This window comes from Streptomyces sp. NPDC048172 (assembly GCF_043202595.1).
Classification (GTDB): domain Bacteria; phylum Actinomycetota; class Actinomycetes; order Streptomycetales; family Streptomycetaceae; genus Streptomyces.
Genome location: NZ_JBIDAT010000009.1, coordinates 278,248 through 301,988 on the forward strand (window position 1 = coordinate 278,248; position 23,741 = coordinate 301,988).

Below are 23,741 nucleotides of genomic sequence, written 5' to 3' on the forward strand. Positions count from 1 at the left end.
GGGGGCGGGGGGGTGGGGGGGGCGCGGCCCGGGCGGCCCCCGCCCGCCGGGGGGGGGGGGGGGGGGGCCACCGCCGCGACAAGCCACGACGCAGCCGCAGCCTGCAAAGCACCGCACGGGGCTACCCCTGCCCAGCCCTGAGGCGGCGGGATCGCGCGTGGTCGTGCTGGGAGAAACGTTTCTGAGCGCGCGCCGGGTCGTTGTTGGCAACGTGGAGTATGACGAGACGGAAAGCCGACCGCGGACGCCCCGGTGGGTCGCCTGGGCCCGCTGGATCCTGATGGCCATCGCCGTGGCCTCGATGGCCGCCGCGTTCGTCCTCGCGGCGACCGACTGACCGCCCGGACCGGCCCGGGTCACCCCGCGGTGGCGAGGCGGACGAAGGAGTGGACCAGCGGCCGCGCGTCCGCGCTGTTCCAGGCGACGACGAGGCTGCTGGGCGCCACGTCGAGCAGCGGGACCGCGGTGAGCCCCTCGGGCAGGGCGTGGGTGAGGGGCGCGATGCCCACGGTGCCGCTCCACAGCACGGCCTGGAGGCACTCGTGGACGGTCCGCACCACGGGCCCGTCGCCGCGTCCGGCCGCCCCGCGCCCCTCGTCCGTGCCGCCGCACCAGTACGCCGACCACACCGGATCGGTCCCCTCCGGCAGCCGGAACCAAGTGCGGTCGGCCAGCGCGTCCAGGGGCAGGGCGCCGTGGTGCGCGAGGGGGTCGTCGGCGCGCAGCACGACGCCGACGGGGTCGGAGCGCAGCACCCGGGTGGTCAGGCCCGTCTCGTCGAACGGGGTCCGGGTGAGCGCGACGTCGGCCAGGCCCGCGCGCAGCCCCGTCGTCGGATCGGCGAAGTCGGCCTCGCGGACGACGACGCGTACGCCGTGGTGGCGGCGGCGGTACGCGGCGGCCAGCCGGGCCCCGGCCTGTTCGGCGCTGTCGGCGAGCATCCCGAGCGTCAGCGTCGCCTCGCCCGCCGCCGCGGCGACCCGCTGCCGTGCGCGCCCGGCCTGTTCCAGGAGCGCGCGGGCCTCCTCGTAGAGCGCCGTCCCCGCCGGGGTGAGCGCGACGCCCGTCGCCGAGCGGCGCAGCAGTACGGCGCCGAGGTCGGCCTCCAGCTGCTTGACGGCCCTGCTCAGCGGCGGCTGGGTCATGCGCAGCCGGACGGCGGCGCGGCCGAAGTGCAGTTCTTCGGCGACGGCCACGAAATAGCGCAGCGTCCGCAGGTCCATGAGCGGCGACGATACCCGCGCTGTATCGGGCCACGCCGAAGCGGTGTTGGACGTCCGCGCACGTCACGGGGTGAACTCGGGGTGAACAGCCCGGAGAAGAAGGAGAGTTCCCGTGACCGGAGCAGAGCCCGAAGCCGTGTCCGAAGCCGCCGAACCCCGCGTCCGCGTCGAGGGTGCGTACGAAGTCGCCCCCGATCTCGTGGTGATACCGGACCGGCGCGTCCCGCTCGTGCCGAACGTCGGCCTCGTCGGCGGCAAGGAGGCCGTCCTCGTCGTCGAGACCGGGATGGGTCCGGAGAACGCCGGGGAGGTGCTGCGCTTCGCGCGCGAGTACGCCCGGGGCCGCAGGCTGTATCTGACGACGACCCACTTCCACCCCGAGCACGCCTTCGGCGCGGAGGTCTTCGCGGGCGAGGCGACGTATCTCGCCAACCACGCGCAGGCCGAGGACCTGAAGGTGAAGGGGCCCGGCTATCTGGAGATGTTCCGGGAGTTCGGCCCGCTGGTCTCCCGGCACCTCGACGGCGTGGAGCTGGCGGCCCCTGACACCCTCTACGACCAGGCGTACGACCTCGATCTGGGCGGCCGCGTGGTGCGGCTGCGGCCGACGGGGCGCGCGCACAGCCTGGGCGACCAGGTGGTGACGGTCCCGGACGCCGGGGTGATGTTCACCGGGGACCTGGTGGAGGCGCGGCAGTTCGCGATCTTCCCCTGGTTCCCGCCGCACGACACGGACGTCTCGGGCGTCCGCTGGCTGGCCGTCATGGAGCGGCTGGCCGACGAGCGGCCGGGCGTGGTGGTGCCGGGGCACGGCGAGGTGGGCGGCGCCGGGCTCCTCGCGGACGTACGCGACTATCTGCGGCTGCTGCGCGACGAGACCTGGGCGCGCCGCGACTCGGCGATGGGCGAGGAGACGATCGCCGAGGAGGTCCACGCCCTGATGCTCGCCCGGCACCCGGAGTGGGAGGGCAGGGAGTGGATCGAGAAGGGCGTCCACTGCCTCTGCTCGGAGCACAGCGCGTAACGCGCGGGCCCGAACCGACCCCCACCCGGGCGTACTCGGGGGCGGACGCGTGCCCCGCGCGGGCCGGAGGCGTTGACGGGAGTGAACCGACCCCCTCACGAAGGAGCATCCGCCGTGCACCGTTCGCTCGCCGCCGCCGTGACCACCGCCGCGCTCGCCCTCGCCGTCGCACCCGTCACCACCGCGACCGCGCAGGCCGCCGAGCCGGGCCAGAGCGGCCAGGCGGGCGGCGAGGCCGGCCAGGCGGAGGAGATCCTGGGCACGGTCGTCAAGGGCGCCACCGAGAACGGCCTGCCCGTCGGCCTGCCCACGGACAGCCTCACCGGCAGCGTGACCCCGCTCCTGGGCTGACCGCGCCCCTCCCCCGCCCGGCACGACGACGCCGGTCTCCCCGCCCCTCCCCTTCTCCGGGCGCGGGAGACCGGCGTCGTCGTGCATGGAGCGGGCGTGGATCTAGACTCCTGTCCCTCGAACCCCCGTGGAGGGCATGTGACGGACGACCAGTTGGAGATGCTCCTCACGCGGATGCGCAATCTGGTCGTCGCGTGGGCGCCCGGGTGTCTCGCGTTCACGTGGTTCCTGACCCGGGAGGAGGGCTGGCACATGAGCTTCCTGGCCATGTGCCTGCTGCCGCCCCTCGGCGCGTATCTGGGGATCCGCGCCCACCGCGAGATCCGGCCCGGACTCGCCTGGACCGCGGGCGCGCTGGCCTTCGGGCCGCTGGTCCTCGTCGGCGCCGTCGAAAGCGCCTGACGGGACTCAGCGCCTGACGGGACTCGGGGCCCACGCTCCTCCACGCCGCGGCCGACCGCCGACGGATGGCTCGGCGACGGCCGGCCTGTGGCCCGGGGCGCGGTGTGACGGCCCCCCTGCGCGTCCCAGGCCCCCTTGCCCTGCCGTCCGAGGTCTTCGGCAGGGCCCCGCCTGGAACCGTCGTGCGGCGCGGGGGTGGGACGGCCCCGGCGGGGACGGGCTCTGAGGGTGCGCCGCCCGCCGGAACGGCCGTCCACGGACGGGCGCCGCTCGCCGAGGTCTGGGGCGAAGTCGCTACGCCCTCCCGTATGCCCGTAGTCGGACGGCGGAAACCGCGTGGCCGCCCGAGCGGGGGCACCGGTATCGTCCGGCTTCCGATCAACGACCGTACGGAGCGCGAGTCCCATGAGCAGCCAGCGAGCGACGACCACCCTGTGGCGCCCGACCGGCCCCGAGGAGCTGGAGCTCGTCCGGGAGCTGGAGTGGCGCGCGTGGCCCCCGCGCCTGCCCGAGCAGCCGATCTTCTACCCGGTGCTCAACGAGGACTACGCCGTCAGGATCGCCCGGGACTGGAACGTCAAGCACAGCGGCGCGGGCTTCGTGACGCGCTTCGAGGTGGACACGGAGTTCCTCAGCCGGTACCCGGTGCAGCGCGCCGGGGGCGAGACGATCCTCGAACTGTGGGTGCCCGCGGAGGAGTTGGACGAGTTCAACGCCCATATCGTCGGGCGGATCGAGGTCGTGCGCGAGTTCCGCTGAGCCGACGGCGGCGGATCCGCACGGGCTCGTCCGGCGAGGGCGCGGGCGTACGGCGCTCGGCGCGGGCGTGGATCGCGACACGGGCCTGATGGGCGCTCGCGCGGAACGCCTCCTCGCCCATGAGCGCGCCCATGGCGGCAGTGGCCGTTCCCCCGCGCCGCCGGACGAAGACGGCCAGCCAGGAGAACAGCCCCAGGGTCACGGCGAGGACGACGAGCACGACGACGTACGGCAGGAACGTGTTCACCGGCACAGCTGACCGCACCGCCGCCGCTGCCGCAAGGCCCGTGGAAGCGCTGCTCCGGGACGATGACCGGGCTCTCCCCCACGCGCCGTAGTCCGGCCACTTTTGCCACGCGCGTGACTAGCCGTGCCTCGTGGGGCCGTGCAGGGTTGTGGGCTTCTGACCACATGTGGGGAGAGGGGTCGGCAAAGTGGAGCGAAGACGTTTTGTTGCGGGGGCCGTCGGGGCCGTAGGGGCCGTGTCGGGGCTGGCGCTCGCGGGCGGAGCGGGCCAGGCGTGGGCACGTACCGCGTCGCCCGCCGCGTCCCGCGCGGGCGAACGGGCCGCGCTCGCCGAGTGGGGGCCCGTGCCGTCGCCCGGCAGCGAGGCGGGCGCGCACCTGCGCAAGGTCGCCGCGCTGGGCCCGAAGGCGGCGTGGGCCGTCGGCGAGGAGGCGCGGCCCGCCGCCGGGCAGCGGGGACGGCCGCTGGCGATGCGCTGGGACGGCGCGGCCTGGGCGAAGTCGGACACGTCCACGCTGAAGTTCAGCGGCGGGCTGCTCTCGGTGGCCGCCGCGGCGCCGGACGCCGTCTGGGCCGTCGGCTCGGCCGCGGACGGTTCGGGACGCCTGGTCCGCTGGAACGGGACCACGTGGCGCCCCGTCGACTTCCCCGGCAGCGGCAGCGCGGACACGCAGCTGTGGGCGGTGGCCACCGGACCCGGCCGCGAGGTGTGGGTGACCGGGCGTCAGGCGGGCGCCGTACGGCTGCTGCACTGGAACGGCAAGCGCTGGAAGTGGCTGGCGCCGCTCCCCGTGGCGGAGCCGACGGCGGCCTCGCTCGTCTCCGTCACCGTGGGCCCCGGCGGCGCGGTGTGGGCGTCCGGGAGCCAGAACACGGGGGAAGGCACCTGGGGCGGACTCGTGGCGCGCTGGGACGGCGCGTGGACCGTGCTGCCCGCCGTGGGCAGCATCCGCTCGGGCATCAGCGAGGTGCTGCCGGTCGCCGACGACGACGTGTGGGCGGTCGGCGCGGCGTACGGCGTGGGCGGGCCGCCCGGGAAACCGCCGGGCGCCGTGCTCGCGCGCTGGGACGGCGCGGCCTGGACGTACGTGGAGGACCACATCGGCCCCGGCGCCCTGCTGGGCATCACCGCCGACGACGCGGGGCAGCCCGCGTGGATCTGCGGCTGGGAGTTCTGGGACCAGAAGCGCAGCGCGTATCTCCAGTGGGACGGCAGCGCCTGGCAGTTGGTGCGCGGCCCGGCGGGCGACGCGGCGCCGACCCCGTACATGTACAGCGTGGCGCGGGTGCCGGGCACCTCGTCGTACCTCTCCGTGGGCAGGACCGGCGCCTCGGAGAACCCGCCGTCGACGGCGTACAGCGAGCTGACGACGGGCGCGTAGTACGGGCGTGCGGTACGGCCGGGGCGGGGGGGCGTTCTCACCCCCGCCCCTTCCCGTCTCCCCCGCCCGCCGTGCCCACGGCGACCGCGTTGGCCGCGACGACGACCGCGACGGCCGCCCAGGAGGCGGGGTCGAGCCGCTGGCCGAGGACGACCATGCCGACGAGGGACGCGTAGACCGGGTTGACGCTCATGAAGACGCCGAAGAAGCGGGCGGGGACCCGGCGCAGCGCGAGCAGGTCGGCGAGGAACGGCACCGCCGAGGAGAGCACCCCGGCCGCCACCGCGCACAGCAGTACGGGCGCGGTGGGCCGGTGGAGCCAGAGGACGACGGCGCCCACGGGCACGTAGAGCAGCGCTGAGACGGCCGCCGCCGTGGCCGATCCCTGGAGTCCGGGCAGGCGTTGGCCGACCGTCCGATTGAGCAGGATGTAGCAGCCCCAGCAGACGGCGGCGAGCAGCGCCAGCCCGATGCCGACGTAGTCCGTGCTGGGCCGGGGCCGGGTGAGGACCACCACGGCACCCGCGGCGGCGAGCGCGCACACCAGGTCCACGCGGCGCCGCGAGCCCGCCAGCGCGACGGTGAGCGGGCCGAGGAACTCCAGGGTGACCGCGAGGCCGAGCCCGATGCGGTCGATCGCCGTGTAGAGCGTGAGGTTCATGGCCGCGAACACCGCCGCGAGCCCCAGCACCGGTCGCCACTGCGCCGCCGTGAACGACCGTGGCCGCGGCCGTCCGGCGGCCACCAGCACGACGGCGGCCACCCATTGCCGTACGGCCACGACGCCCGCGGGGCCCAGCGCGGGGAACGCGAGCGCGGCGACGGAGGCGCCCACCTGGTTGGACAGCCCGCTGCCCAGCATCAGCGCGACGCCGGACCGGCGGGACGCGGCCTCTCCGGGACCGGTGGCGGCGGGCGGCTTCGCGTGCGCCTGTGTCGTCATGGCACGACGATCCGGCTCCCCCTCCCCCGCGCAAAATGCGCCGGACGCGCCATCCATACGATGGACGCATGGATGAACGTACGCGGCCGGGGCGCGAGCTGGAGCTGCGGCATCTGCGCTGCCTCGTCGCGATCGTCGACACCGGGACGCTCACCGACGCCGCGATCGAGCTCGGCGTCTCGCAGGCGGCGGTCTCGCGCACGCTGCTCGCGCTGGAGCGGATCCTCGGCGCGCGGCTGCTGCACCGCACCAGCCGCGTCTGCGTGCCGACGACCGCGGGCGTGCAGGTCCTGGCCCGCGCCCGGCAGCTGCTCGCCGAGGCCGAGGAGCTGGTCCGCCAGGCGACGACGGGCCACACCCGGCTGCGCGTCGGGCACGCGTGGTCGGCGATGGGCCGCCACACGGCGGAGTTCCAGCGCCGCTGGCGCGACCGCCACCCCGACGTCGAGCTGCACCTGATCCGGCACAACACCCCCACCGGCGGCCTCGCGGAGGGCCTGTGCGACCTGGCCGTCGTCCGTACGGCGCCGGGCACGCGGAGCTACGCGGAGGCCGTCGTCGGGCACGAGCCCCGCGTCGTCGCGCTCGCCTCCGACGATCCGTGGGCCCGGCGGCGCGGCGTGCGGCTGGCGGAGATCCGCGAGCGCACCCTGATCATCGACCGCCGCACGGGCACCACGACGCTGGACCTGTGGCCCGAAGGGGCGCGGCCCGCCGTGGAGTTCACGCAGGACATCGACGACTGGCTCGCCGCGATCGGGACCGGGCGCTGCGTCGGCGTCACGCCGCGCGCCACCGCGGCGCAGTACCGGCGCGACGGCATCGTCTACCGCCCGCTGCGCGACGCGGAGCCCGTGCCGGTCCGGCTCGTCTGGCGCCGCCACGACCCGCACCCGGCGACGCGCGACGCGGTGGCCCTGCTCGGCGAGCTCTACCGCGAGGGCGCGTAACCGCCGTGACCGCCGTGCCCCCCGTGCTCCCCGTAGGGGCGCAGGTCCTTGCGGCGCACCTGCCGGACCCCGCAGATGTCCTCGTACAGCTCGCCGTCCTCGTTGTCCCCGACCGTGCCCTTGGCCGAGCCGCCGGTGAACAGGAGGATCCAGGAGCGCAGCCAGTAGTACGGCTGGAGGGGCAGCCAGCACAGCCCGGCGAGCCAGCGCCAGGCGAGCCGGAACGGGCCGGGACGCGTGCCGTCCGTGGCGCGCACGACCCGGATCCGGGCCAGGAGCTTGCCGAGGCTGGCCCCGCAGGCCCAGGTGAGCAGCGTCTGGTTGATGAAGGAGAAGCCGATCAGCGTGCCGACGGCCGCGCCCGTCGCGCGCCCGCCCATGGGCGTGCCGTCGGGCCCGGCGTCCTTGCCCAGCGCGTTGGCCACGAGGAGGCCGAGCGTCACGGCCAGCACGAGGTCCACGAACACGGCGGCGTAGCGCCGCGCCTCACCGGCGCGGCCCGGGACGTACGGCCGGTACGGCACGTAGGGCCCGTACGGGCCCTGTGGCGGCGGATGGTGGGCGTACTGATTCCCCCGAGGATCGATCATGACCCTCATCCTGCCAGCCCGGAGTGCGGGAGCCGGACGGGGGTTTCGTAAGAGTCGCACTTGCCATAGGGTCATTACATGACCGAGGTGAGACCTGCCGTGGAGGACGACGTCGCGGAGCTCGTGCGGCTCCGGGCCCTGCTCTTCGAGACGTTGGGCGGCGACTTCTTCAACCCCGCGTCAGCCGACCCCGCGTGGCGCGGGACCTGCGCCGCCGTGCTCACGGAGCAGCTCGCGCACGACGGCGCGCGGATCCTCGTCGTGGACGGCGAGGACGGGCTCGCGGCCTGCGCCATCGGCACCACCGAAGTGCGCGTGCCGAGCCCGCACCTGCCGCGCGGCCGGGTGGGGAACGTGCTCGGGGTGGTCACCGACCCCGCCCACCGGCGGCGCGGCCACAGCCGCGCGCTGATGCGGGAGCTGCTCGGCTGGTTCCGGGAGCACGGGGTGGACCGCGTCGACCTGCACGCCTCCCGCGAGGGCGAACCCCTCTACCGCGACCTGGGCTTCACCGACCACCCCGACCCGTCGCTCTACTGGCGCCCGTAGCGCAGGAGGTGGCCGAGGTGGTCACGGGGCCAGGAACGCCGCCGTGACCGCCGCGAACCGCTCCGGGTCGTCGAGCCACGGGTGGTGCCCGGCACCGGACTGGACGACGAGCTGGGCGTACGGGAAGAGCCCGGCGTACTCGGCCATCGCGCCCGGCGGCGAGTTGAGGTCCACCTCTCCGGCGAGCACCAGCACGCGCGAGGCCAGGCGCCGGAGCGCGGCGCGGGTGGCCTCCGGCTCGTACGCCCCGTCGGCGCCGTAGACGGCGGCGGCCTCGGCGTTGCGCTGCCCGGCGTCGGCGGCGTCCAGGGCGCGGGCCGCGTCGTCCCAGCGGCCGTGCAGGAACGGCGCGACGGCCTCCCAGCGCGTGTCCTTGCCCCGGCCCGCCACGATCTCCTCCAGCGCCGCGAACGCCGCCGGGTACCAGGGCTCGCCCTCCCGCAGCCGCGCCGTCTCCAGCCGGTCCTCCGCCGTGACGCCGATGCCGACGGCGGCGACGCTGGGCGTGATCAGCGCGAGGCCGCCGACGCGTTCGGGGTGGCGGGCGGCGTAGAGCACGGCCAGGTTGGCGCCCGCGCAGTGCGCGAGGAGGTCCACCCGGTCCACGCCGAGGTGCGCGCGCAGCGCCTCGACGTCCGCGACGAGCCGGTCGCAGCGGTACGTCGCGGGGTCGTCCGGCGTCGCCGACTCCCCGGTGCCGCGCAGGTCGAGCGGGACCAGCCTGCGGCGCGCGGCGTCCGCGAGCCCGCCGAGGTCCCCGAGGTACGCGGAGGCGCGCATCGGGCCTCCGGGCAGGCAGATCACGGGCGGCCCCTCGCCGTACGCGTGATGGGCGAGCGTGGTCCCGTCGTACGCGGAGAAGGTCGGCATGCGCCGACCCTTTCAGTGCCGTTCACCTCCGGACAACCGGATTGAGCCCGTTCTACGGTGAGTTCACCGCCGCCCCTACCTCAGTTCACGGGGTCAGCGCGTCGATGCGCGCCAGGACCTCGTCCACGTGCGGGCGCAGGCCGGAGCGGAGCGTCTCGGGCCAGGTCTCCTCGTCGTACGAGGAGGTGCGGTAGAGGTCCCTGGCGTGGGCCAGGACCGGGCGGTGCGCGGGCGGGAGCCGGTCGAGGGCCCAGTCGGCCGCGGCGTCCTTCGGTTTGATCTCGCCGGTGGCGAGCGTGGCCCAGACGCGGGCGAGGGTGAGGAGGACGTTCCGGGTGTCCTCCTCCAGCTCGCCGACGAGTTCGGGAACGCCCGCCACGCTCGCCCGTACGAGATCGGCGTGCGGCACCGGGTCGAGAAGGTGCGCCGGAGGCGGACCGAGGAGGGGGCGGTCACCGGCGAGGACCATCGTGATCAGCAGCGCCAGGTCCGGCATGGGCCCGGCCTGCGGGACCGCGCCCGCGGCGAACTCCTCGCGCAGCCACTCCCCGTACAGGAAGTCGCCGGCCGGCGGGGTCCGCCACGGGCTGACCTCGGACCGGACGACCACGGTGAGTTCGACGGGACGGACCTCGCGCGAGAGCCCGGAGATCTTCAGCAGCCCCTCCAGGAGCGCGGCCCGCTCCCGCTCGTCCATGGCGCGGCGGGTGACGACCAGCACGTCCAGGTCGCTGGCGGGCTGGAGACCGCCGAGCACGGACGAGCCGTGCAGATACGCGCCGAGGACCTCGGCCCCCAGGACGTCGCGGACCAGGGACACGGTCTCCTCGATCTGATCACCCATCGGGTCAGTCTAGAGACCCTGGGGGCGGGGCCAGGGGCGGCCTCCGAGGCGTTCGATGTCGGTGTTGAAGCGCCGCAGATAGGACGCGAAGACGGCGATGTCCTCGTCGGCCCAGTCGGCCATGACCCGGTCCAGCGCCTCGACGAGCCCCTCGCGCTCCTCGTCGAGCAGCCGGGCCCCCTCGCCGGTCAGCCGGAACTTGCGGGCCATGCCGCCCTCGGGATCGGGGATGCGCTCGACGAGCCCGGCACGCATGGCCGCCGCCGTCTGGCGGTTGAGGGTGGAGGCGTCGAGCCCGAAGGCGTCGCTCAGCTCGCCGATCGACATCGGCCCCTGCACGCGGATGCGGCTGAGCAGGATGTACGCGCTGCGCTCCATGACCCCGCCCTTGCGGCGGGCGCCCCGGTGGAGCGGGAGGCCGTGCCGGCTGAGGAGCATCTGCTCGTACTCGACCTCTTGGGTGGGCCTGTCCGTCCGCTCCATGCGCCTGCCGCCTCCTGCTCGCCGTTCCCCGCCGGGCCATCCTCGCACGGCTATGTGCATCGACCATACGATGTGGCTCGTACATTGGATGTGTACGATGCACATCCCCCGGTCGGACGGATCCGGCCGACCCGACAGACCCGACCCGACAGACCCCGAGGAGCCCTCCTTCATGGAAGCCCCCCAGCACTCAGCCCGCGCGGGCGGCGTGGTCGCCACGCTGGCGTTCGCCGGCATCACGGCGGCGATCATGCAGACGCTGGTCACCCCGCTCATCGCCGAGCTCCCACGGATCCTGGACACCTCGTCCTCGAACGCCGCGTGGGTGATCACCGCGACCCTGCTGGTGGCGGCCGTCTGCGTGCCGGTCTTCGGGCGCCTCGGCGACCTCGTCGGCAAGCGCAGGATGCTGCTGGCGTGCACCGTGCCGCTGATCGCGGGCTCCGTGCTCTGCGCCCTCTCGTCCTCCGTCGTCCCGATGATCGTCGGGCGCGGCCTCCAGGGCATGGGGATGGGCATGGTGCCGCTCGGCATCGCGCTGCTGCGGGACGTGGTGCCGCAGGAGAAGCTCAGCTCGTCCATCGCGCTGGTCAGCGCCTCGATGGGGATCGGCGGCGGGCTCGGCCTGCCGATCGCCGCCGCGGTCGCGCAGTACACGAACTGGCGCGTGCTCTTCTGGGGCTCCGCCGCGTTCGCCGTGGCGGTCGCCGCGCTGATCTGGTTCCTGATCCCCGAGGTGCCCGCCGCGGCGAAGGGCCAGCGCTTCGACGTGCCGGGCGCGCTGGGGCTCGGCGCCGGGCTGGTCTGCCTGCTGCTCGCCGTCTCCAAGGGCGCCGACTGGGGCTGGGGCTCGGGCACGACGCTCGGCCTCTTCGCCGCCGCCGTCGTGGTGCTGGGCGTCTGGGGCCTGTGGGAGCTGCGCACCCGTGACCCGCTGATCGACCTGCGCACCACGGCCCGCCCCCGGGTGCTGCTCACCAACGTGGCCTCGGTCTTCGTGGGCGTCGGCATGTACGCCGCGATGCTGATCGTGCCCCAGCTCCTGCAGTTCCCCGAGGCCACCGGGTACGGGCTGGGCCAGTCGATGCTCGCGGCGGGCCTGTGGATGGCGCCGGGCGGGATCATGATGATGCTCGTCTCGCCGCTGGGCGGGAAGCTCACGAACGCGCGCGGCCCCAAGTTCACGCTGATCTGCGGCGTGATAGTGATCGCCGCCGGTTACGGGCTGGCGCTGCCCCTGATGGGCTCGGCGTGGGGCCTGATGCTGGTCTGCATGGTGATCAACAGCGGCGTGGGCCTCGCGTACGGCTCGATGCCCGCCCTGATCATGAGCTCCGTCCCGCTCTCCGAGACGGCGGCGGCCAACGGCTTCAACACCCTGATGCGCTCGCTGGGCACCTCGGTCGGCGCCGCCGTCATCGGCGTCGTCCTCGCCCAGATGACCGTCACCATGGGCGGCCACACGATCGCCTCGGAGGACGGCTTCCGCACGGGCCTGATCGTCGGCTGCGGCGTCGCCCTGGTGGCCGCGGCGATAGCCGCCGTCATCCCGGCGGCCCGCCCGGCCTCGGCGGACGACGACGGGCCCGGCCGTACGGCGGAGCCCGCGCAGGCCCCGGCGGGCGCCTGACCTGACCGACCCGCCCGCCCCCCCCAGTCCACCGACGGCCCTCTTCCCCCCGGGGGCCGTCGGTGCCGTCGCCGGGTCGCCGATCCCGTGCATCACCTCGATCCTGAAGGGGACACGGAAGAGACGAAGCACACGGAGAAGTGCGAACCGGGAGGAACCATGCCCGCCGGGTCCAGCAGGAAGCGCGAACGGCAGTACGAGCACATCAAGGAGGGCGCCGAGCGCCAGGGCGCCTCCACCAGCAGGGCGAAGGAGATCGCCGCCCGTACGGTGAACAAGGAACGGGCGCAGTCCGGCGAGGCGAAGAGCGCCAGCCGTACCTCCGTACGCGACAAGCCCGCCCCGAAGCGCGGCGGCGAGCGCTCGCACAAGGGCGCCGGAGGCCCCACCCGCGACCAGCTCTACAACGAGGCACGGCAGCGCGGCATCGAGGGGCGCTCCCAGATGAACAAGAGCCAGCTCCGCAAGGCGCTCGGCCGCTGAGGGGCGCCCCGTGAGCGGCAAGGACGCCGGGGAGCGGCTGAGCACGTACCGCGGCAAGCGGCACTTCGACAGCACCGCCGAGCCCGAGGGGGACGGCGGCCCCGGGGAGGACGGGGACGCGGGGCACCGCTTCGTCGTGCAGATCCACGACGCGACCACCCTCCACTTCGACTTCCGGCTGGAGGTCGAGGGCGTACTGAAGTCGTGGTCCGTGCCCAAGGGGCCCTCGACCGACCCGCACGACAAGCGGCTCGCGATGCCGACCGAGGACCACCCGCTGGAGTACCGCACGTTCGAGGGCGTGATCCCCAGGGGCGAGTACGGCGCGGGGCCGGTGATCGTCTGGGACACGGGCACCTACGAACCCCTCAAGGCGGACTTTGCCCGCGCCCTGGAGAAGGGGCATGTCTCCTTCCGGCTGCGTGGCGCGAAACTGCGCGGCGCCTGGGCGCTCACCCGCTTCCGCAGCGGCGAGGAGGGCGAGCGCGAGGCGTGGCTGCTGGTGAAGGAGAACGACGGCCGGGCCGGTTCGGCGCACGGCACCCCCGATCCGGCGCGGGCGCGTTCGGCGCTGAGCGGGCGCACGCTGCGGGGGGTCGCCGAGGCGGGCGGCCCGGCACCGGACTTCATCTGAATTTTAGGTCCGTACCACTCCCCCTTTTCTCTCCGCACATGACAATTCGCTCAACAATCCGCATCGCGCGGTTAATTTCCGCCACCACTCATATGCCCGGCCACATACCCTGAACGCATATGCGAAAAAGCCTTCTCCACTTCCGGGTAAAGGCGCTTCCCCGATGTTCTCAATTCGCGGGAAAGGGTCTTCTGCCGGGAAGCGGAAGCGGCGCAGGCTGCACCATGTGGTGAAACGCGGCAAGGCGAGGGAGAAAGCGGAGCGGGCCGCCGCCGATGCGGCCGAACGGCTCCTCAAGGCCGGACAGTTGCTCGGCACGGCACCCGTGTCCGAGGACCGGCGCGCGGTGTTCCGTACGAGAGAAGGCGTCAACGACGCCCCGTACCGCGAACGTTGGGCCCACGACAGAGTCGTCCGCTCGACGCACGGGGTGAACTGCACCGGATCCTGTTCCTGGCACGTGTACGTCAAGGACGGGCTGATCACCTGGGAGACGCAGGCGACGGACTACCCCACGACGGGGCCCGACCGTCCCGAGTACGAGCCCCGGGGCTGCCCGCGCGGCGCCTCTTTCTCCTGGTACACCTACTCCCCCACCCGGATCCGCTATCCGCACGCGCGCGGCGTGCTCGTCGAGATGTACCGCGAGGCCAGGCAGCGGCTGGGCGATCCCGTCGCCGCCTGGGCCGAGATCACGACGGACCCCGACAAGCGGCGCCGCTACCAGTCGGCGCGGGGCAAGGGCGGGCTGGTGCGCGTCAGTTGGGACGAGGCGCTGGAGATCGCCGCCGCGGCCCATGTGCACACGCTCGCCGCGCACGGCCCCGACCGGATCGCCGGGTTCTCCCCGATCCCCGCCATGTCGATGGCCTCGCACGCGGTCGGCGCCCGCTTCCACGCGCTGATCGGCGCCCCGATGCTCTCGTTCTACGACTGGTACGCGGATCTGCCCGTCGCCTCCCCGCAGGTCTTCGGCGACCAGACCGACGTGCCTGAGTCCGGCGACTGGTGGGACGCGGCCTACCTCATGCTGTGGGGCTCCAACGTGCCGGTGACCCGGACGCCCGACGCGCACTGGATGACCGAGGCCCGCTACCGGGGCCAGAAGGTCGTGGTCGTCTCCCCGGACTTCTCGGACGCGACGAAGTTCGCCGACGAGTGGCTGCACCCGCACCCCGGGACCGACGGCGCCGTGGCGATGGCGATGGGACACGTGCTGCTCACCGAGTTCTTCGTGGAGCGCCGGGTCCCGTACTTCCAGGAGTACGTCAGCCGCTTCACCGACCTGCCCTTCCTGGTCGAGCTGGAGGAGAAGGACGGCGCGTACGTGCCCGGCGCGTTCCTGACCGCCGCCGACCTCGACGGCGAGCACGCCGAGGACTCCGCCGACGAGGCCGACCGGTGCAGGCCCGTCCTGGTCGACGCCCGCACCGGGCGGGTCACGGCGCCCAACGGCACGCTGGGCGACCGCTGGTCCAAGGGCGGTGAGGAGCGCTGGAACCTCGATCTGGGCGACATCGAGCCGCTGCTGACCCTCCATCGGGAGACGGGAGGCGCCACGGCCGAGGTCGTCCTCCCCCGCTTCGACGAGCCGGACGCGGTCGTCCGGCGCGGCGTGCCCGTACGGGAGATCGGCGGGCGCCGGGTGACCACCGTCTTCGACCTGCTGCTCGCCCGGTACGGGGTGCGCCGCGCGGGACTTGAGGGCGAGTGGCCGGAGTCGTACGAGGACGCGTCGCTGCCCTGCACGCCCGCCTGGCAGGAGACGGTGACCTCGGTACCGGCGGGCGCGGTGGTGCGCGCGGCGCGCGAATTCGGGCGCACGGCGGAGCAGACCCGGGGCCGGTGCATGATCGTGATGGGCGCGGGCACCAACCACTGGTTCCACTCCGACACCATCTACCGCTCCTTTCTCTCGCTGCTCCTCCTCACCGGCTGCCAGGGCGTCAACGGCGGTGGCTGGGCGCACTACGTCGGGCAGGAGAAGGTCCGCCCGTTCGCGGGGTGGCAGCAGCTGGCGACGGGCGCCGACTGGGAGCGCCCCTCCCGCCAGATGGCGGGGACGCCGTACTGGTACACGCACACCGACCAGTGGCGGTACGAGCGGGCACCGGCCGAAGCGCTCACCGCCCCCACCGCGCGCGGGCTCTTCGCCGGGAGCCACACGGCCGACCTGGTGGCCCGCTCGGCGCGGCAGGGCTGGATGCCCTCGTACCCGACGTTCGCCGAGAACCCCCTCGACATGGGCCGCCGCGCCCGGCTCTCCGGGATGGACCCGGCACGGTGGCTGGCTGCCGAACGGGCGGCGGGGCGCGCGGAGTTCGCCTGCGAGGACCCGGACGCACCCGCCAACTGGCCCCGGGTGCTGACCGTATGGCGGGCGAACCTCATCGGCTCCTCGGCCAAGGGCAACGAGTTCTTCCTGCGCCACCTGCTGGGAGCGCAGGACAACGCGGCGGCGCCCGAGGCCCCGCCCTCCTCCCGCCCCGCCGAGGTCCGGTGGCGGGAGGAGGCGCCGCGCGGCAAGCTCGACCTGCTGCTCGCGCTCGACTTCCGGATGACGTCCACGACGCTCTACGCCGATCTCGTGCTGCCCGCCGCGACCTGGTACGAGAAGCACGACCTCTCCAGCACGGACATGCACCCCTACGTGCACGCCTTCTCGCCCGCCATCGACCCGCCCTGGCAGGCCCGTACCGACTTCGAGATCTTCCACGGGCTCGCGGAGAAGGTGGGCGAACTGGCCGCCGGACGGCTGGAGGAGACGTACGACCTCGTCGCCACGGCCCTCCAGCACGACACCCCCGGCGAGGTGCCCGCCGAAGGCCCGACCGCGCCGCAGGTCGCCGTGGTCGCACGGGACTACACGCGGATCGCCGACCGGCTCGCCTCCTTCGGGCCCCTGTCGGTGCGCGAGGGCGTCCGGGTCAAGGGCGTCACCGTACGGCCCGAGCCGGAGAGCGAGTGGCTCGCGGCCCGCTGCGGCACCGGCACGCGCGGCGACGCGCGCGGACGGCCGCTGCTCGACACCGACGTCAAGCTGTGCGAGGCGATCCTCGCGCTCTCCGGCACCACCAACGGGCGGATCGCCGCCGAGGGGTTCAGGGCGCTCGCCGAGCGCTGCGGCCCTGGCTCCGGGCTGGAGGAGCTGGCCGCCTCCGTGGCGGACCGGCGGATCGTCTTCTCCGACACGCAGGCCCGGCCCGTCAGCGCGGGGGCGAGCTTCGAGTGGTCGGGCAAGGAGGGCCCCGAGCGCCGCTACGCGCCCTTCACCGTCAACACCGAGCACCTCAAGCCCTGGCACACCCTCACCGGGCGGCAGCACTTCTTCCTCGACCACGCGTGGATCAGGGAGTACGGGGAGCAACTGCCCGTCTACCGGCCGCCGCTGGACATGTCGGAGCTGACGGAGGCCGAGAAGGGGGACGGGGCCGGGAAGGGAGACGGGACCGGGAAGGGGGACGGGGCCGAGGGCCGCGCGGTGACCGTCCGCTATCTCACGCCGCACGCGAAGTGGTCCATCCACTCCGAGTACCAGGAGAACCTGCTGATGCAGACCCTGGCGCGCGGCGGCCCCGTCATCTGGATGAGCCCCCAGGACGCGGAGGCCGTGGGCGTCGCCGACAACGACTGGATCGAGGCCGTCAACGCGAACGGCGTCGTCGTCGCCCGCGCCGTCGTCTCGCACCGCATGCCCGAGGGGACCGTGTTCATGTACCACGTCCAGGAGCGCATGGTGAACGTGCCCAGGTCGGAGGCGACCGGGCGGCGCGGCGGCGTGCACAACGCGCTGACCCGGCTGCTCATCAAGCCCACCCATCTCATCGGCGGCCACGCCCAGCTCTCGTTCGCGCCCAACTACTACGGCCCCACCGGCAACCAGCGCGACGCGGTCACGGTCATCCGCCGCCGCTCGCAGGATGTGGAGTACTGATGACGCGCGTCATGGCCCAGGTCGCCATGGTCATGAACCTCGACAAGTGCATCGGCTGCCACACCTGCTCGGTCACCTGCAAGCAGACGTGGACCAACCGCAGCGGCACCGAGTACGTCTGGTTCAACAACGTCGAGACCCGCCCCGGGCAGGGCTACCCCCGCCGCTACGAGGACCAGGGCCGCTGGAAGGGCGGCTGGGAGCTCAAGCACGGCCGCCTCGTCCCCCGCTCCGGAGGCCGCGCCCGCCGCCTCGCCCGGCTCTTCGCCAACCCCGAACTCCCCTCCCTCGACGACTACTACGAGCCCTGGACGTACGACTACTCGATCCTCACCGACGCCCCGCTCGGCGACGACGTGCCCACCGCGCCGCCCCGCTCCCAGATCGACGGCCGCCCCATGGCCGTCACCGGCGGCCCCAACTGGGACGACGACCTCGGCGGCGGCCCCGAGCACACCGCCGCCGACCCGGTGCTGGAGAAGATCGGCGACGAGGTGCGGCTGGAGTACGAGCAGGCGTTCATGTTCTACCTGCCGCGCATCTGCGAGCACTGCCTCAACCCGTCCTGCGTCGCCGTCTGCCCCTCCGGCGCGATGTACAAGCGGATCGAGGACGGCATCGTCCTCGTCGACCAGGACAGGTGCCGGGGCTGGCGGATGTGCGTGAGCGGCTGCCCGTACAAGAAGGTCTACTTCAACCACCAGACCGGCAAGGCCGAGAAGTGCACCTTCTGCTACCCGCGCATCGAGGCCGGGCAGCCCACCGTCTGCTCCGAGACCTGCGTCGGACGCCTGCGCTACCTCGGCGTGATGCTCTACGACGCGGACCGGATCGGCGAGGCGGCCTCCGTGGAGAACGAGCAGGACCTGTACGAGGCGCAGCTGGACTGCTTCCTCGACCCGCACGACCCCGAAGTGGCCCGTGCCGCCGAGGAGTCGGGCATCCCGCACGACTGGATCACCGCCGCGCGCCGCTCCCCCGTACGGTCGCTGATCTGCGACCACCGGGTGGCGCTGCCCCTCCATCCCGAGTACCGCACCATGCCGATGGTCTGGTACGTCCCGCCGCTCTCCCCCGTCGTCGACGCGCTCACCCGCAGCGGCCACGACGGCGAGGACCCGGCGGCGCTCTTCGGCGCGATCGACACCCTGCGCATCCCGCTGTCGTACCTGGCCGAGCTGTTCACCGCCGGGGACCCCGCGCCCGTCGAGGCCGCGCTCTGCCGCCTCGCGGCCATGCGCGCCCACATGCGGCGCCTCAACCTCGGCGAGGAACGGGACCCGGCGATCGCCCGCGCCGTCGGCATGGACGAGGAGGGGATCGAGGCCATGTACCGGCTGCTGGCCCTCGCCAAGTACGAGGAGCGGTACGTGATCCCGACCGGCTACGCGCCCGAGGACGGCACGCCCCTGGACACCGGGTGCAGCCTGGAGGGCGCGGGCGGGCCCGGCATGTACGACGCGGACGCGTTCCACGCGCCGCCGCCGATGCGGGACCCGGAACCGCAACCCGCGCCCGAACCGCAGCGCGTCAACCTCCTCAACTGGGACGGCAAGGGCCGCCCCACCGGGCTCTTCCCCGCGCGGGACCTCATGCGCGGGGAGGGCGAGTGAGGTCCCGCGCGGGCCGGTCGCAGTCCGCGCTGTTCCAGGCCGCCTCCCTGCTGCTCCGGCACCCCGGCGACGAGTGGCCCGAACGCCTCGCGCTGGTCCGTACGGCCGTCGCCGCCCTGCCGGGCCCCGGCGCGGCGGCGCTGCGCGGCGTGTGCCGGGCCCTCACGGACGTACCCCAACTGGAGCTGTCCGCGCGGTACGTCGCCACCTTCGACCGCTCACGGCGCCGCACCCTGCACCTCACGTACTACACCGACGGCGACACCCGGCGCCGCGGCGCCTCCCTGCTGCGCTGGCGGCACCTCTACCGGGAGCACGGGTGGCGGGCGCCGGAGGACGAGCTGCCCGACTTCCTGCCGCTCGCCCTGGAGTTCACGGCGCGCTGCCCCGGGCCCGGTCGCCGGGCGCTGCAGGAGCACCGGGCCGCGCTGGAGCTGCTCCGCACCGCGCTCGACAGCCACCGCAGCCCGTACGCCGGCGTCCTCACCGCCGTCTGCGGCGCGCTGCCCGGCGCCTCGCCCGCCGACCGCGCGGCCGCGCTGCGGATGGCGCGCGGCGGACCGCCGCCCACGGAGACGGTGGGCCTGCTGCCCTTCCCCACGTTCCGGCAGACCGGACCGCAGACCGGAGGAACCACCCCGTGAACCATCTCCACACGGCGCTGTGGGGCGTCCTGCCCTACGTCGCCCTCGTCCTGCTGGTCGCGGGCACGGTCTGGCGCTTCCGGCACGACCGCTTCGGCATCACCACCCGCTCCAGCCAGCTCCACGAGAGCCGCCTGCTGCGGGTGGGCGGACCGCTCTTCCACTACGGGCTGCTCTTCGTCTTCCTCGGACACGTCGTCGGGCTGGTCGTCCCGGAGTCCTTCACGGAACGCCTCGGCGTCCACGAGTGGCTCTACCACGCCAACGCGCTCCTCGTCGGCGGCGCCGCCGGGCTCGCCACGGCGGTGGGGCTCGGCGTCCTGGTCTACCGGCGACTACGGGTGCCCGCCGTCCGCGCGGGCTCCCTCCGCAGCGACCGCCTGGTCCACCCCCTGCTGGCCACGGTGCTGCTCGCGGGCCTGGCCGCGACGGTGACCACGCTGGAGCCCCACCCGTACGACTACCGGCAGGGCGTCTCGGTCTGGTTCCGCTCCCTCTTCACCCTGGACCCCGACGTCCCCGCCATGTCCCACGCCCCCTTCGTCTACCAGCTCCACGCCCTCCTGGGCATGGCTCTCTTCACCCTCTGGCCCTTCACCCGCCTCATCCACGCCTTCGCCCTCCCCTTGGGCTACGCGACCCGCCCGTACGTCATCTACCGACACCGCGCCGGGCAACGCCCCACGGCACGCCGATGACGAACGCCCCGTCAGGGGCGCGGGGAACTGCGCGACGAGCCACGACGCACGCGCACACCGCAGCGAGCGGAAAGGGGCACCCCCTGACCGGCACAAAGGTCAAGGCCGAGACGAGGACCGGCGGCGTCCGGGAGCTCGCTCCCGCCTGCTTCGCGCCCGTCATGGCCACCGGCATCGTCTCCCGGGCACTGGACCAGGCGGCCGGGGCACGGCAGGCGGCGGCCCTGCTGTTCGGGGCCGCGCTCGCGCTGCACCTCGTACTGCTGACGGCCACCGTCGCGCGCGCCGTACGCCACCGCGACCGGCTCGCGGCCGACCTCCGCGAACCGGCCCGCTTCTTCGGCGCGTTCACCCTCGTCGCCGCGACGGGCGTCCTCGCGTCCCGCCTCGCCACCGGGCCTCTGCGCGGCGTCACGGCAGCGCTCCTGCCGCCCGCCGCCGCACTGTGGGTCGCACTCGCCCTCACGGGCGTACGCCTGCTGCGCACGCACGGCGCAGCGGCGACGCGAGGCGCGGACGGCACCTGGTTCCTGGCCACCGTGGGGCTCCAGTCGCTCGTACTCACCCTCACGGCCGTCGCGCACGGCCCCGCCGCCGACCGCGCGGCACTCGCGGGCTGGCTCGCGGGCACGTGCCTGTACGCGGTGACGCTGTGCTGCGTCGTACGCCGCCTCCTGCGCCACCCGCCGGGCCCGGCGCAGCTGGCCCCCTCGTACTGGATCGTGATGGGCGCCGCCGCGATCTCGCTCCTGGCGGGGTGCGGCGTACGCGTACGGCCCGTGGTGAGCGTGGGGCTGGTGGCGCTGTGGGGATGGGCCACACTGCTCGTCGTCCCTCTGCTCGCCCCAGGCGCCTGGCGCCACGTCCGCCACCGGATCCCGGTCCGGTACGAACCGGCGCTGTGGGGCATGGTCTTCCCCCTCGGCATGTACGCCACGGCAACCGCCCGCCTCGCCACGACCCGCGACGTGCCCGCGCTACGACCGTGGGCGGAGGGCATGGCCTGGTGCGCGGCGGCGGCGTGGCTCGGCGTGACCGCTCTCCTCCTCGTACGGGCCGTACGGCGGGGCCCCGGGGGGTGGACGTAACACCCCCATGAGCCCGGGGGATGCTCCCCTCGTGGGCGGCGTGGGGCGCTGGTTGGCTGGTGGGCAGCGGAGGGCGGACGAGCCCTCACCGGCGGACAGGGGAGGACGGATGCGCGGCTTCGGGCGGACGGCGGTGCGTTGGGGTGCGGCGGCGGTGGCGTCGGCGGCGGTGCTCGCGGGGGTGGCCGGGGCACAGCACGCGGGCGCGACGGGGGCGTCGGTGACGGCAGAGGCGAAGGGCACCGACACGCTGCGCGCCGACGTCGCGGCCGTACGGAAGGCGGGCGGCGGCAAGGTCAAGGTGCTGGCCGAGACCTCCGGCGGGGGCGGTGCCGCGCGAGCGAGAGCGGGGGCGGGCGCGAAGGTGCCGTGGGAGGCGCGGTTCCGGGCGGCGAGCACGACGAAGACGTTCACCGCCGTCGTCGCGCTGCAGCTGGCCGCCGAGAAGAAGCTGTCCCTGGACGACACCGTCGAGAAGTGGCTGCCCGGCGTCGTCGAGGGGCACGGGAACGACGGCTCCAGGATCACCCTGCGCGATCTGCTCCGGCAGACGAGCGGGCTCTTCGACTACATGAAGGACCCCGAAGTGGCGGAGGGGCTGAAGGACTTCGAGGCGCACCGCTACGACACGGCCCCGGCGCGCGACTACGTGGCCCTCGCGATGCGGCACGAGCCCGTGTTCGTACCCCGGCAGGGGAAGACCCGCTGGGCCTACTCGAACACGAACTACCTGCTGCTCCAGATGGTCGTGGAGAAGGCGGGCGGCGGGCTCCCCTGGCGGGAGCAGGTCGAGCACCGCGTCGTCGCGCCGCTCGGGCTGCGGCAGACCTCGGTGGGCGGCGCCAACCCGTTCCTGCCGGGGCCGCACGCGCGCGTCACCCTGCCGGGTCCGGGCGGTCCGGGCGGCAAGGCCCTGGACGTGACCGAGCACAGCCTCCAGCACACCGCCGACTCGGGGGTCATCAGCTCCACCCGCGACCTGGACACGTTCTTCCGCGCGCTGATGACGGGCAAGCTGCTGCCCCAGGCCCAGTTGGACGAGATGCGGCGGACGGTGCCCCGCACCGACGACCCGGACGACCTCGCCGCCTGGCCCCGCGGCGGCTACGGGCTCGGCATCCGCGAGACCCCGCTCTCCTGCGGCGGCCGCTACTGGCACCACGAGGGCGACGGCTTCGGCTCGTACACCCGCACGGGCGTCACGGCCGACGGGCGGCGCGCGGTGACCGTCTCGGTCACCAGCGACGGCGGCGTCCCCGACCAGGTACGCCTGAACAAGGCCACCCGCGCCCTGGTCGACCACGCCCTGTGCGGGAAGTGACGCCGCATCAGCCGCGGGGGTACGGCGTCGGTGGGCGGGGGACGCGTTGGCCGGAGAGGGAGGGCTGGGCCAGGGTGAGGTAGCCGGTGTCGGGGCCGGGGTCGAGGCCGTGCTCGGCGGCGAGGCGGCGGCAGGCGCGCAGCCGGTCGGAGCCGACGACCCAGCGCGGGCGGGCGAGCGCGGTGACGGTACGGACGTACGGGCGGCGGCGCGCGGTGGCCAGGTCGTCGGCCTGGAGGACGACGAGGCGCCGGGGCGAGATCGCCGGGGTCAGCGCCAGGGCGATCCCCCCGTCCTCGGCGAGGAGCGCCACGGGCTCGCCGTCCAGGTGCAGGAGGCCGACGAGTTCGACGAGCGGCACGCCGTGGTGCGCGACGACGAGGCGGGCTGCGGAGACGGCGGCGAGGAGGTCGCGGCACTCCCTCTCGTCGAGCGCGAGCCGTCTGCGCGGCCCGCCCGGCACCGCGGCCGGTGCCGGGCCGGTGGCACGGACCAGCGAGAGGGGCTCCGCGTCGCCGGAGCCGGGGGGACGGTCGGCCGCCGGGTCCTCACCGGCGGACGACGGCCAGTCGTCCAGGACCGTGAAGGCGTGGTCGAGGCGGGCCAGGCACAGCACCCGCCAGACCTTGGGACTGCCGCGCAGCAGGCGCAGCGTGCCGCCGTAGTCGGCGACGTGTTCCTTGACGCGGAGCAGCAGCCGCAGACCGCTGGCGTCCAGGAAGGTCACGCCGCGCAGGTCGACGAGGACGTCGGCGGAGCGCTCGCGGTTCAGCAGCGCGCTCACCCGGGGGCCGGTCTCACGCTCGGCCCAGCAGTCCAGTTCGCCATGGAACGCGAGGACGAGCGTGCCGTCCCGCAGGTGATGGCGGAGTGCGAAGGTGAAGGTGTCAGGGGTACCCATGGCTCACCCCGGAGGTCTCCTCTCACGGAGGGTGACGGCTACGCGGAGGGCGCGCGGCCGAAAGGCGACGCCGTGACGCCACCGGGGTCCGGGGTGGCACCGCAGCGGTACTTCCCTCATGCCCCGTCAGCGGCGTTCGTACCCGGCGGCCCTGAGTGGTCCCTTGATGGTCCGGTGGC

The 23,741-nt window shown here is 74.2% G+C and carries 24 protein-coding genes; 17 read left to right on the forward strand and 7 right to left on the reverse strand.

The genetic code is table 11. The features are described from left to right. The first annotated feature begins 211 nt into the window (after positions 1-211). On the forward strand, positions 212-337 hold the full coding sequence (locus tag ACGF3A_RS35215; protein WP_393734528.1) for a hypothetical protein: 126 nt from the start codon (positions 212-214) through the stop codon (positions 335-337). Positions 338-356: 19 nt separating this feature from the next. Here the strand turns inward: ACGF3A_RS35215 and ACGF3A_RS35220 are convergent, their stop codons facing one another. Next, positions 357-1,223: a LysR family transcriptional regulator gene (locus ACGF3A_RS35220; RefSeq protein WP_393734529.1), complete on the reverse strand. Its 867-nt coding sequence runs from the start codon at positions 1,221-1,223 to the stop codon at positions 357-359. 112 nt (positions 1,224-1,335) lie between these two features. Between ACGF3A_RS35220 and ACGF3A_RS35225 the strand changes: the two genes are divergently transcribed. The 5 genes from ACGF3A_RS35225 to ACGF3A_RS35245 all read left to right on the forward strand — a co-directional run bounded on the left by ACGF3A_RS35225 (position 1,336) and on the right by ACGF3A_RS35245 (position 5,387). Next, a complete protein-coding gene (locus ACGF3A_RS35225; protein ID WP_393734530.1) occupies positions 1,336-2,247 on the forward strand; it encodes an MBL fold metallo-hydrolase in 912 nt (303 codons plus the stop codon). 114 nt (positions 2,248-2,361) lie between these two features. After that, positions 2,362-2,598: a hypothetical protein gene (locus ACGF3A_RS35230; RefSeq protein WP_393734531.1), complete on the forward strand. Its 237-nt coding sequence runs from the start codon at positions 2,362-2,364 to the stop codon at positions 2,596-2,598. A gap of 138 nt (positions 2,599-2,736) precedes the next feature. Continuing rightward, positions 2,737-3,000, forward strand: a complete 264-nt coding sequence (locus ACGF3A_RS35235) for a hypothetical protein (protein ID WP_393734532.1) — start codon at positions 2,737-2,739, stop codon at positions 2,998-3,000. Between the two features lie 405 nt (positions 3,001-3,405). Next, entirely contained in the window at positions 3,406-3,759 is a 354-nt protein-coding gene (locus ACGF3A_RS35240) for a hypothetical protein (RefSeq protein ID WP_393734533.1), read from the forward strand. A gap of 482 nt (positions 3,760-4,241) precedes the next feature. After that, complete coding sequence (locus tag ACGF3A_RS35245) at positions 4,242-5,387, forward strand: hypothetical protein (RefSeq protein ID WP_393734534.1); 1,146 nt, start codon at positions 4,242-4,244, stop codon at positions 5,385-5,387. Positions 5,388-5,424: 37 nt separating this feature from the next. Here ACGF3A_RS35245 and ACGF3A_RS35250 read toward each other — a convergent pair whose 3' ends face one another. Next, on the reverse strand, positions 5,425-6,330 hold the full coding sequence (locus ACGF3A_RS35250; protein WP_393734535.1) for a DMT family transporter: 906 nt from the start codon (positions 6,328-6,330) through the stop codon (positions 5,425-5,427). Between the two features lie 68 nt (positions 6,331-6,398). Between ACGF3A_RS35250 and ACGF3A_RS35255 the strand changes: the two genes are divergently transcribed. Continuing rightward, complete coding sequence (locus tag ACGF3A_RS35255; protein ID WP_393734536.1) at positions 6,399-7,280, forward strand: LysR family transcriptional regulator; 882 nt, start codon at positions 6,399-6,401, stop codon at positions 7,278-7,280. Here ACGF3A_RS35255 and ACGF3A_RS35260 read toward each other — a convergent pair. Next, on the reverse strand, positions 7,262-7,870 hold the full coding sequence (locus tag ACGF3A_RS35260; RefSeq protein ID WP_393734537.1) for an RDD family protein: 609 nt from the start codon (positions 7,868-7,870) through the stop codon (positions 7,262-7,264). The genes ACGF3A_RS35255 and ACGF3A_RS35260 overlap by 19 nt on opposite strands. 78 nt (positions 7,871-7,948) lie before the next feature. Here ACGF3A_RS35260 and ACGF3A_RS35265 point away from each other — a divergent pair, with 78 nt between their 5' ends. Beyond that, the gene (locus tag ACGF3A_RS35265) at positions 7,949-8,419 is read left to right on the forward strand and encodes a GNAT family N-acetyltransferase (RefSeq protein WP_393734538.1); all 471 of its coding nucleotides are present in this window, start codon (positions 7,949-7,951) and stop codon (positions 8,417-8,419) included. A gap of 21 nt (positions 8,420-8,440) precedes the next feature. On the opposite strand, the gene ACGF3A_RS35270 is transcribed toward ACGF3A_RS35265, so the two are convergent. The 3 genes from ACGF3A_RS35270 to ACGF3A_RS35280 form a co-directional block, all read right to left on the reverse strand. Then, entirely contained in the window at positions 8,441-9,289 is an 849-nt protein-coding gene (locus ACGF3A_RS35270) for an alpha/beta fold hydrolase (RefSeq protein ID WP_393734539.1), read from the reverse strand. An 85-nt stretch (positions 9,290-9,374) separates the two neighbouring features. Beyond that, complete coding sequence (locus ACGF3A_RS35275) at positions 9,375-10,133, reverse strand: aminoglycoside adenylyltransferase family protein (protein WP_393734540.1); 759 nt, start codon at positions 10,131-10,133, stop codon at positions 9,375-9,377. 9 nt (positions 10,134-10,142) lie between these two features. Then, positions 10,143-10,616 carry a MarR family winged helix-turn-helix transcriptional regulator gene (locus tag ACGF3A_RS35280; protein WP_393734541.1) on the reverse strand — a complete coding sequence of 158 codons (474 nt, stop codon included), beginning with the start codon at positions 10,614-10,616 and terminating at the stop codon, positions 10,143-10,145. Positions 10,617-10,713: 97 nt separating this feature from the next. Here ACGF3A_RS35280 and ACGF3A_RS35285 point away from each other — a divergent pair, with 97 nt between their 5' ends. The 9 genes from ACGF3A_RS35285 to ACGF3A_RS35325 all read left to right on the forward strand — a co-directional run bounded on the left by ACGF3A_RS35285 (position 10,714) and on the right by ACGF3A_RS35325 (position 22,661). Next, on the forward strand, positions 10,714-12,246 hold the full coding sequence (locus ACGF3A_RS35285) for an MFS transporter (RefSeq protein ID WP_393734542.1): 1,533 nt from the start codon (positions 10,714-10,716) through the stop codon (positions 12,244-12,246). A 159-nt stretch (positions 12,247-12,405) separates the two neighbouring features. Beyond that, positions 12,406-12,729, forward strand: coding sequence for a plasmid stabilization protein (locus ACGF3A_RS35290; RefSeq protein ID WP_393734543.1), 324 nt, complete (start codon positions 12,406-12,408; stop codon positions 12,727-12,729). A 10-nt stretch (positions 12,730-12,739) separates the two neighbouring features. Next, positions 12,740-13,363, forward strand: coding sequence for a DNA polymerase ligase N-terminal domain-containing protein (locus ACGF3A_RS35295; protein ID WP_393734544.1), 624 nt, complete (start codon positions 12,740-12,742; stop codon positions 13,361-13,363). A 229-nt stretch (positions 13,364-13,592) separates the two neighbouring features. After that, entirely contained in the window at positions 13,593-17,297 is a 3,705-nt protein-coding gene (locus ACGF3A_RS35300; RefSeq protein ID WP_393734673.1) for a nitrate reductase subunit alpha, read from the forward strand. Next, positions 17,297-18,910 carry a nitrate reductase subunit beta gene (narH, locus tag ACGF3A_RS35305; RefSeq protein ID WP_393734545.1) on the forward strand — a complete coding sequence of 538 codons (1,614 nt, stop codon included), beginning with the start codon at positions 17,297-17,299 and terminating at the stop codon, positions 18,908-18,910. The genes ACGF3A_RS35300 and narH overlap by 1 nt, the downstream gene beginning before the upstream one ends. Continuing rightward, entirely contained in the window at positions 18,907-19,554 is a 648-nt protein-coding gene (narJ, locus tag ACGF3A_RS35310) for a nitrate reductase molybdenum cofactor assembly chaperone (RefSeq protein WP_393734546.1), read from the forward strand. The genes narH and narJ overlap by 4 nt, the downstream gene beginning before the upstream one ends. Further along, positions 19,551-20,252: a respiratory nitrate reductase subunit gamma gene (gene narI / locus ACGF3A_RS35315; RefSeq protein WP_393734547.1), complete on the forward strand. Its 702-nt coding sequence runs from the start codon at positions 19,551-19,553 to the stop codon at positions 20,250-20,252. Before narJ ends, narI begins: the two co-directional genes overlap by 4 nt. Further along, positions 20,249-21,340 carry a tellurite resistance/C4-dicarboxylate transporter family protein gene (locus tag ACGF3A_RS35320; protein ID WP_393734548.1) on the forward strand — a complete coding sequence of 364 codons (1,092 nt, stop codon included), beginning with the start codon at positions 20,249-20,251 and terminating at the stop codon, positions 21,338-21,340. The genes narI and ACGF3A_RS35320 overlap by 4 nt, the downstream gene beginning before the upstream one ends. Positions 21,341-21,449: 109 nt before the next feature. Next, entirely contained in the window at positions 21,450-22,661 is a 1,212-nt protein-coding gene (locus ACGF3A_RS35325; protein WP_393734549.1) for a serine hydrolase domain-containing protein, read from the forward strand. Positions 22,662-22,668: 7 nt separating this feature from the next. On the opposite strand, the gene ACGF3A_RS35330 is transcribed toward ACGF3A_RS35325, so the two are convergent. Further along, the gene (locus ACGF3A_RS35330) at positions 22,669-23,562 is read right to left on the reverse strand and encodes an STAS domain-containing protein (protein WP_393734550.1); all 894 of its coding nucleotides are present in this window, start codon (positions 23,560-23,562) and stop codon (positions 22,669-22,671) included. Positions 23,563-23,741: the final 179 nt, after the last annotated feature.

Bases quoted from the DNA above. Each gene is read 5' to 3' on its own strand.
- ACGF3A_RS35260 (WP_393734537.1), bottom strand. From the start codon at position 7,870: ATGATCGATCCTCGGGGGAATCAGTACGCCCACCATCCGCCGCCACAG.
- ACGF3A_RS35265 (WP_393734538.1), top strand. From the start codon at position 7,949: ATGACCGAGGTGAGACCTGCCGTGGAGGACGACGTCGCGGAGCTCGTG.
- ACGF3A_RS35325 (WP_393734549.1), top strand. From the start codon at position 21,450: ATGCGCGGCTTCGGGCGGACGGCGGTGCGTTGGGGTGCGGCGGCGGTG.
- ACGF3A_RS35250 (WP_393734535.1), bottom strand. From the start codon at position 6,330: ATGACGACACAGGCGCACGCGAAGCCGCCCGCCGCCACCGGTCCCGGA.
- ACGF3A_RS35330 (WP_393734550.1), bottom strand. From the start codon at position 23,562: ATGGGTACCCCTGACACCTTCACCTTCGCACTCCGCCATCACCTGCGG.
- ACGF3A_RS35255 (WP_393734536.1), top strand. From the start codon at position 6,399: ATGGATGAACGTACGCGGCCGGGGCGCGAGCTGGAGCTGCGGCATCTG.
- ACGF3A_RS35285 (WP_393734542.1), top strand. From the start codon at position 10,714: ATGCACATCCCCCGGTCGGACGGATCCGGCCGACCCGACAGACCCGAC.
- ACGF3A_RS35290 (WP_393734543.1), top strand. From the start codon at position 12,406: ATGCCCGCCGGGTCCAGCAGGAAGCGCGAACGGCAGTACGAGCACATC.
- ACGF3A_RS35270 (WP_393734539.1), bottom strand. From the start codon at position 9,289: ATGCCGACCTTCTCCGCGTACGACGGGACCACGCTCGCCCATCACGCG.
- ACGF3A_RS35240 (WP_393734533.1), top strand. From the start codon at position 3,406: ATGAGCAGCCAGCGAGCGACGACCACCCTGTGGCGCCCGACCGGCCCC.
- narH (WP_393734545.1), top strand. From the start codon at position 17,297: ATGACGCGCGTCATGGCCCAGGTCGCCATGGTCATGAACCTCGACAAG.
- ACGF3A_RS35220 (WP_393734529.1), bottom strand. From the start codon at position 1,223: ATGGACCTGCGGACGCTGCGCTATTTCGTGGCCGTCGCCGAAGAACTG.
- ACGF3A_RS35280 (WP_393734541.1), bottom strand. From the start codon at position 10,616: ATGGAGCGGACGGACAGGCCCACCCAAGAGGTCGAGTACGAGCAGATG.
- ACGF3A_RS35275 (WP_393734540.1), bottom strand. From the start codon at position 10,133: ATGGGTGATCAGATCGAGGAGACCGTGTCCCTGGTCCGCGACGTCCTG.
- ACGF3A_RS35320 (WP_393734548.1), top strand. From the start codon at position 20,249: ATGACGAACGCCCCGTCAGGGGCGCGGGGAACTGCGCGACGAGCCACG.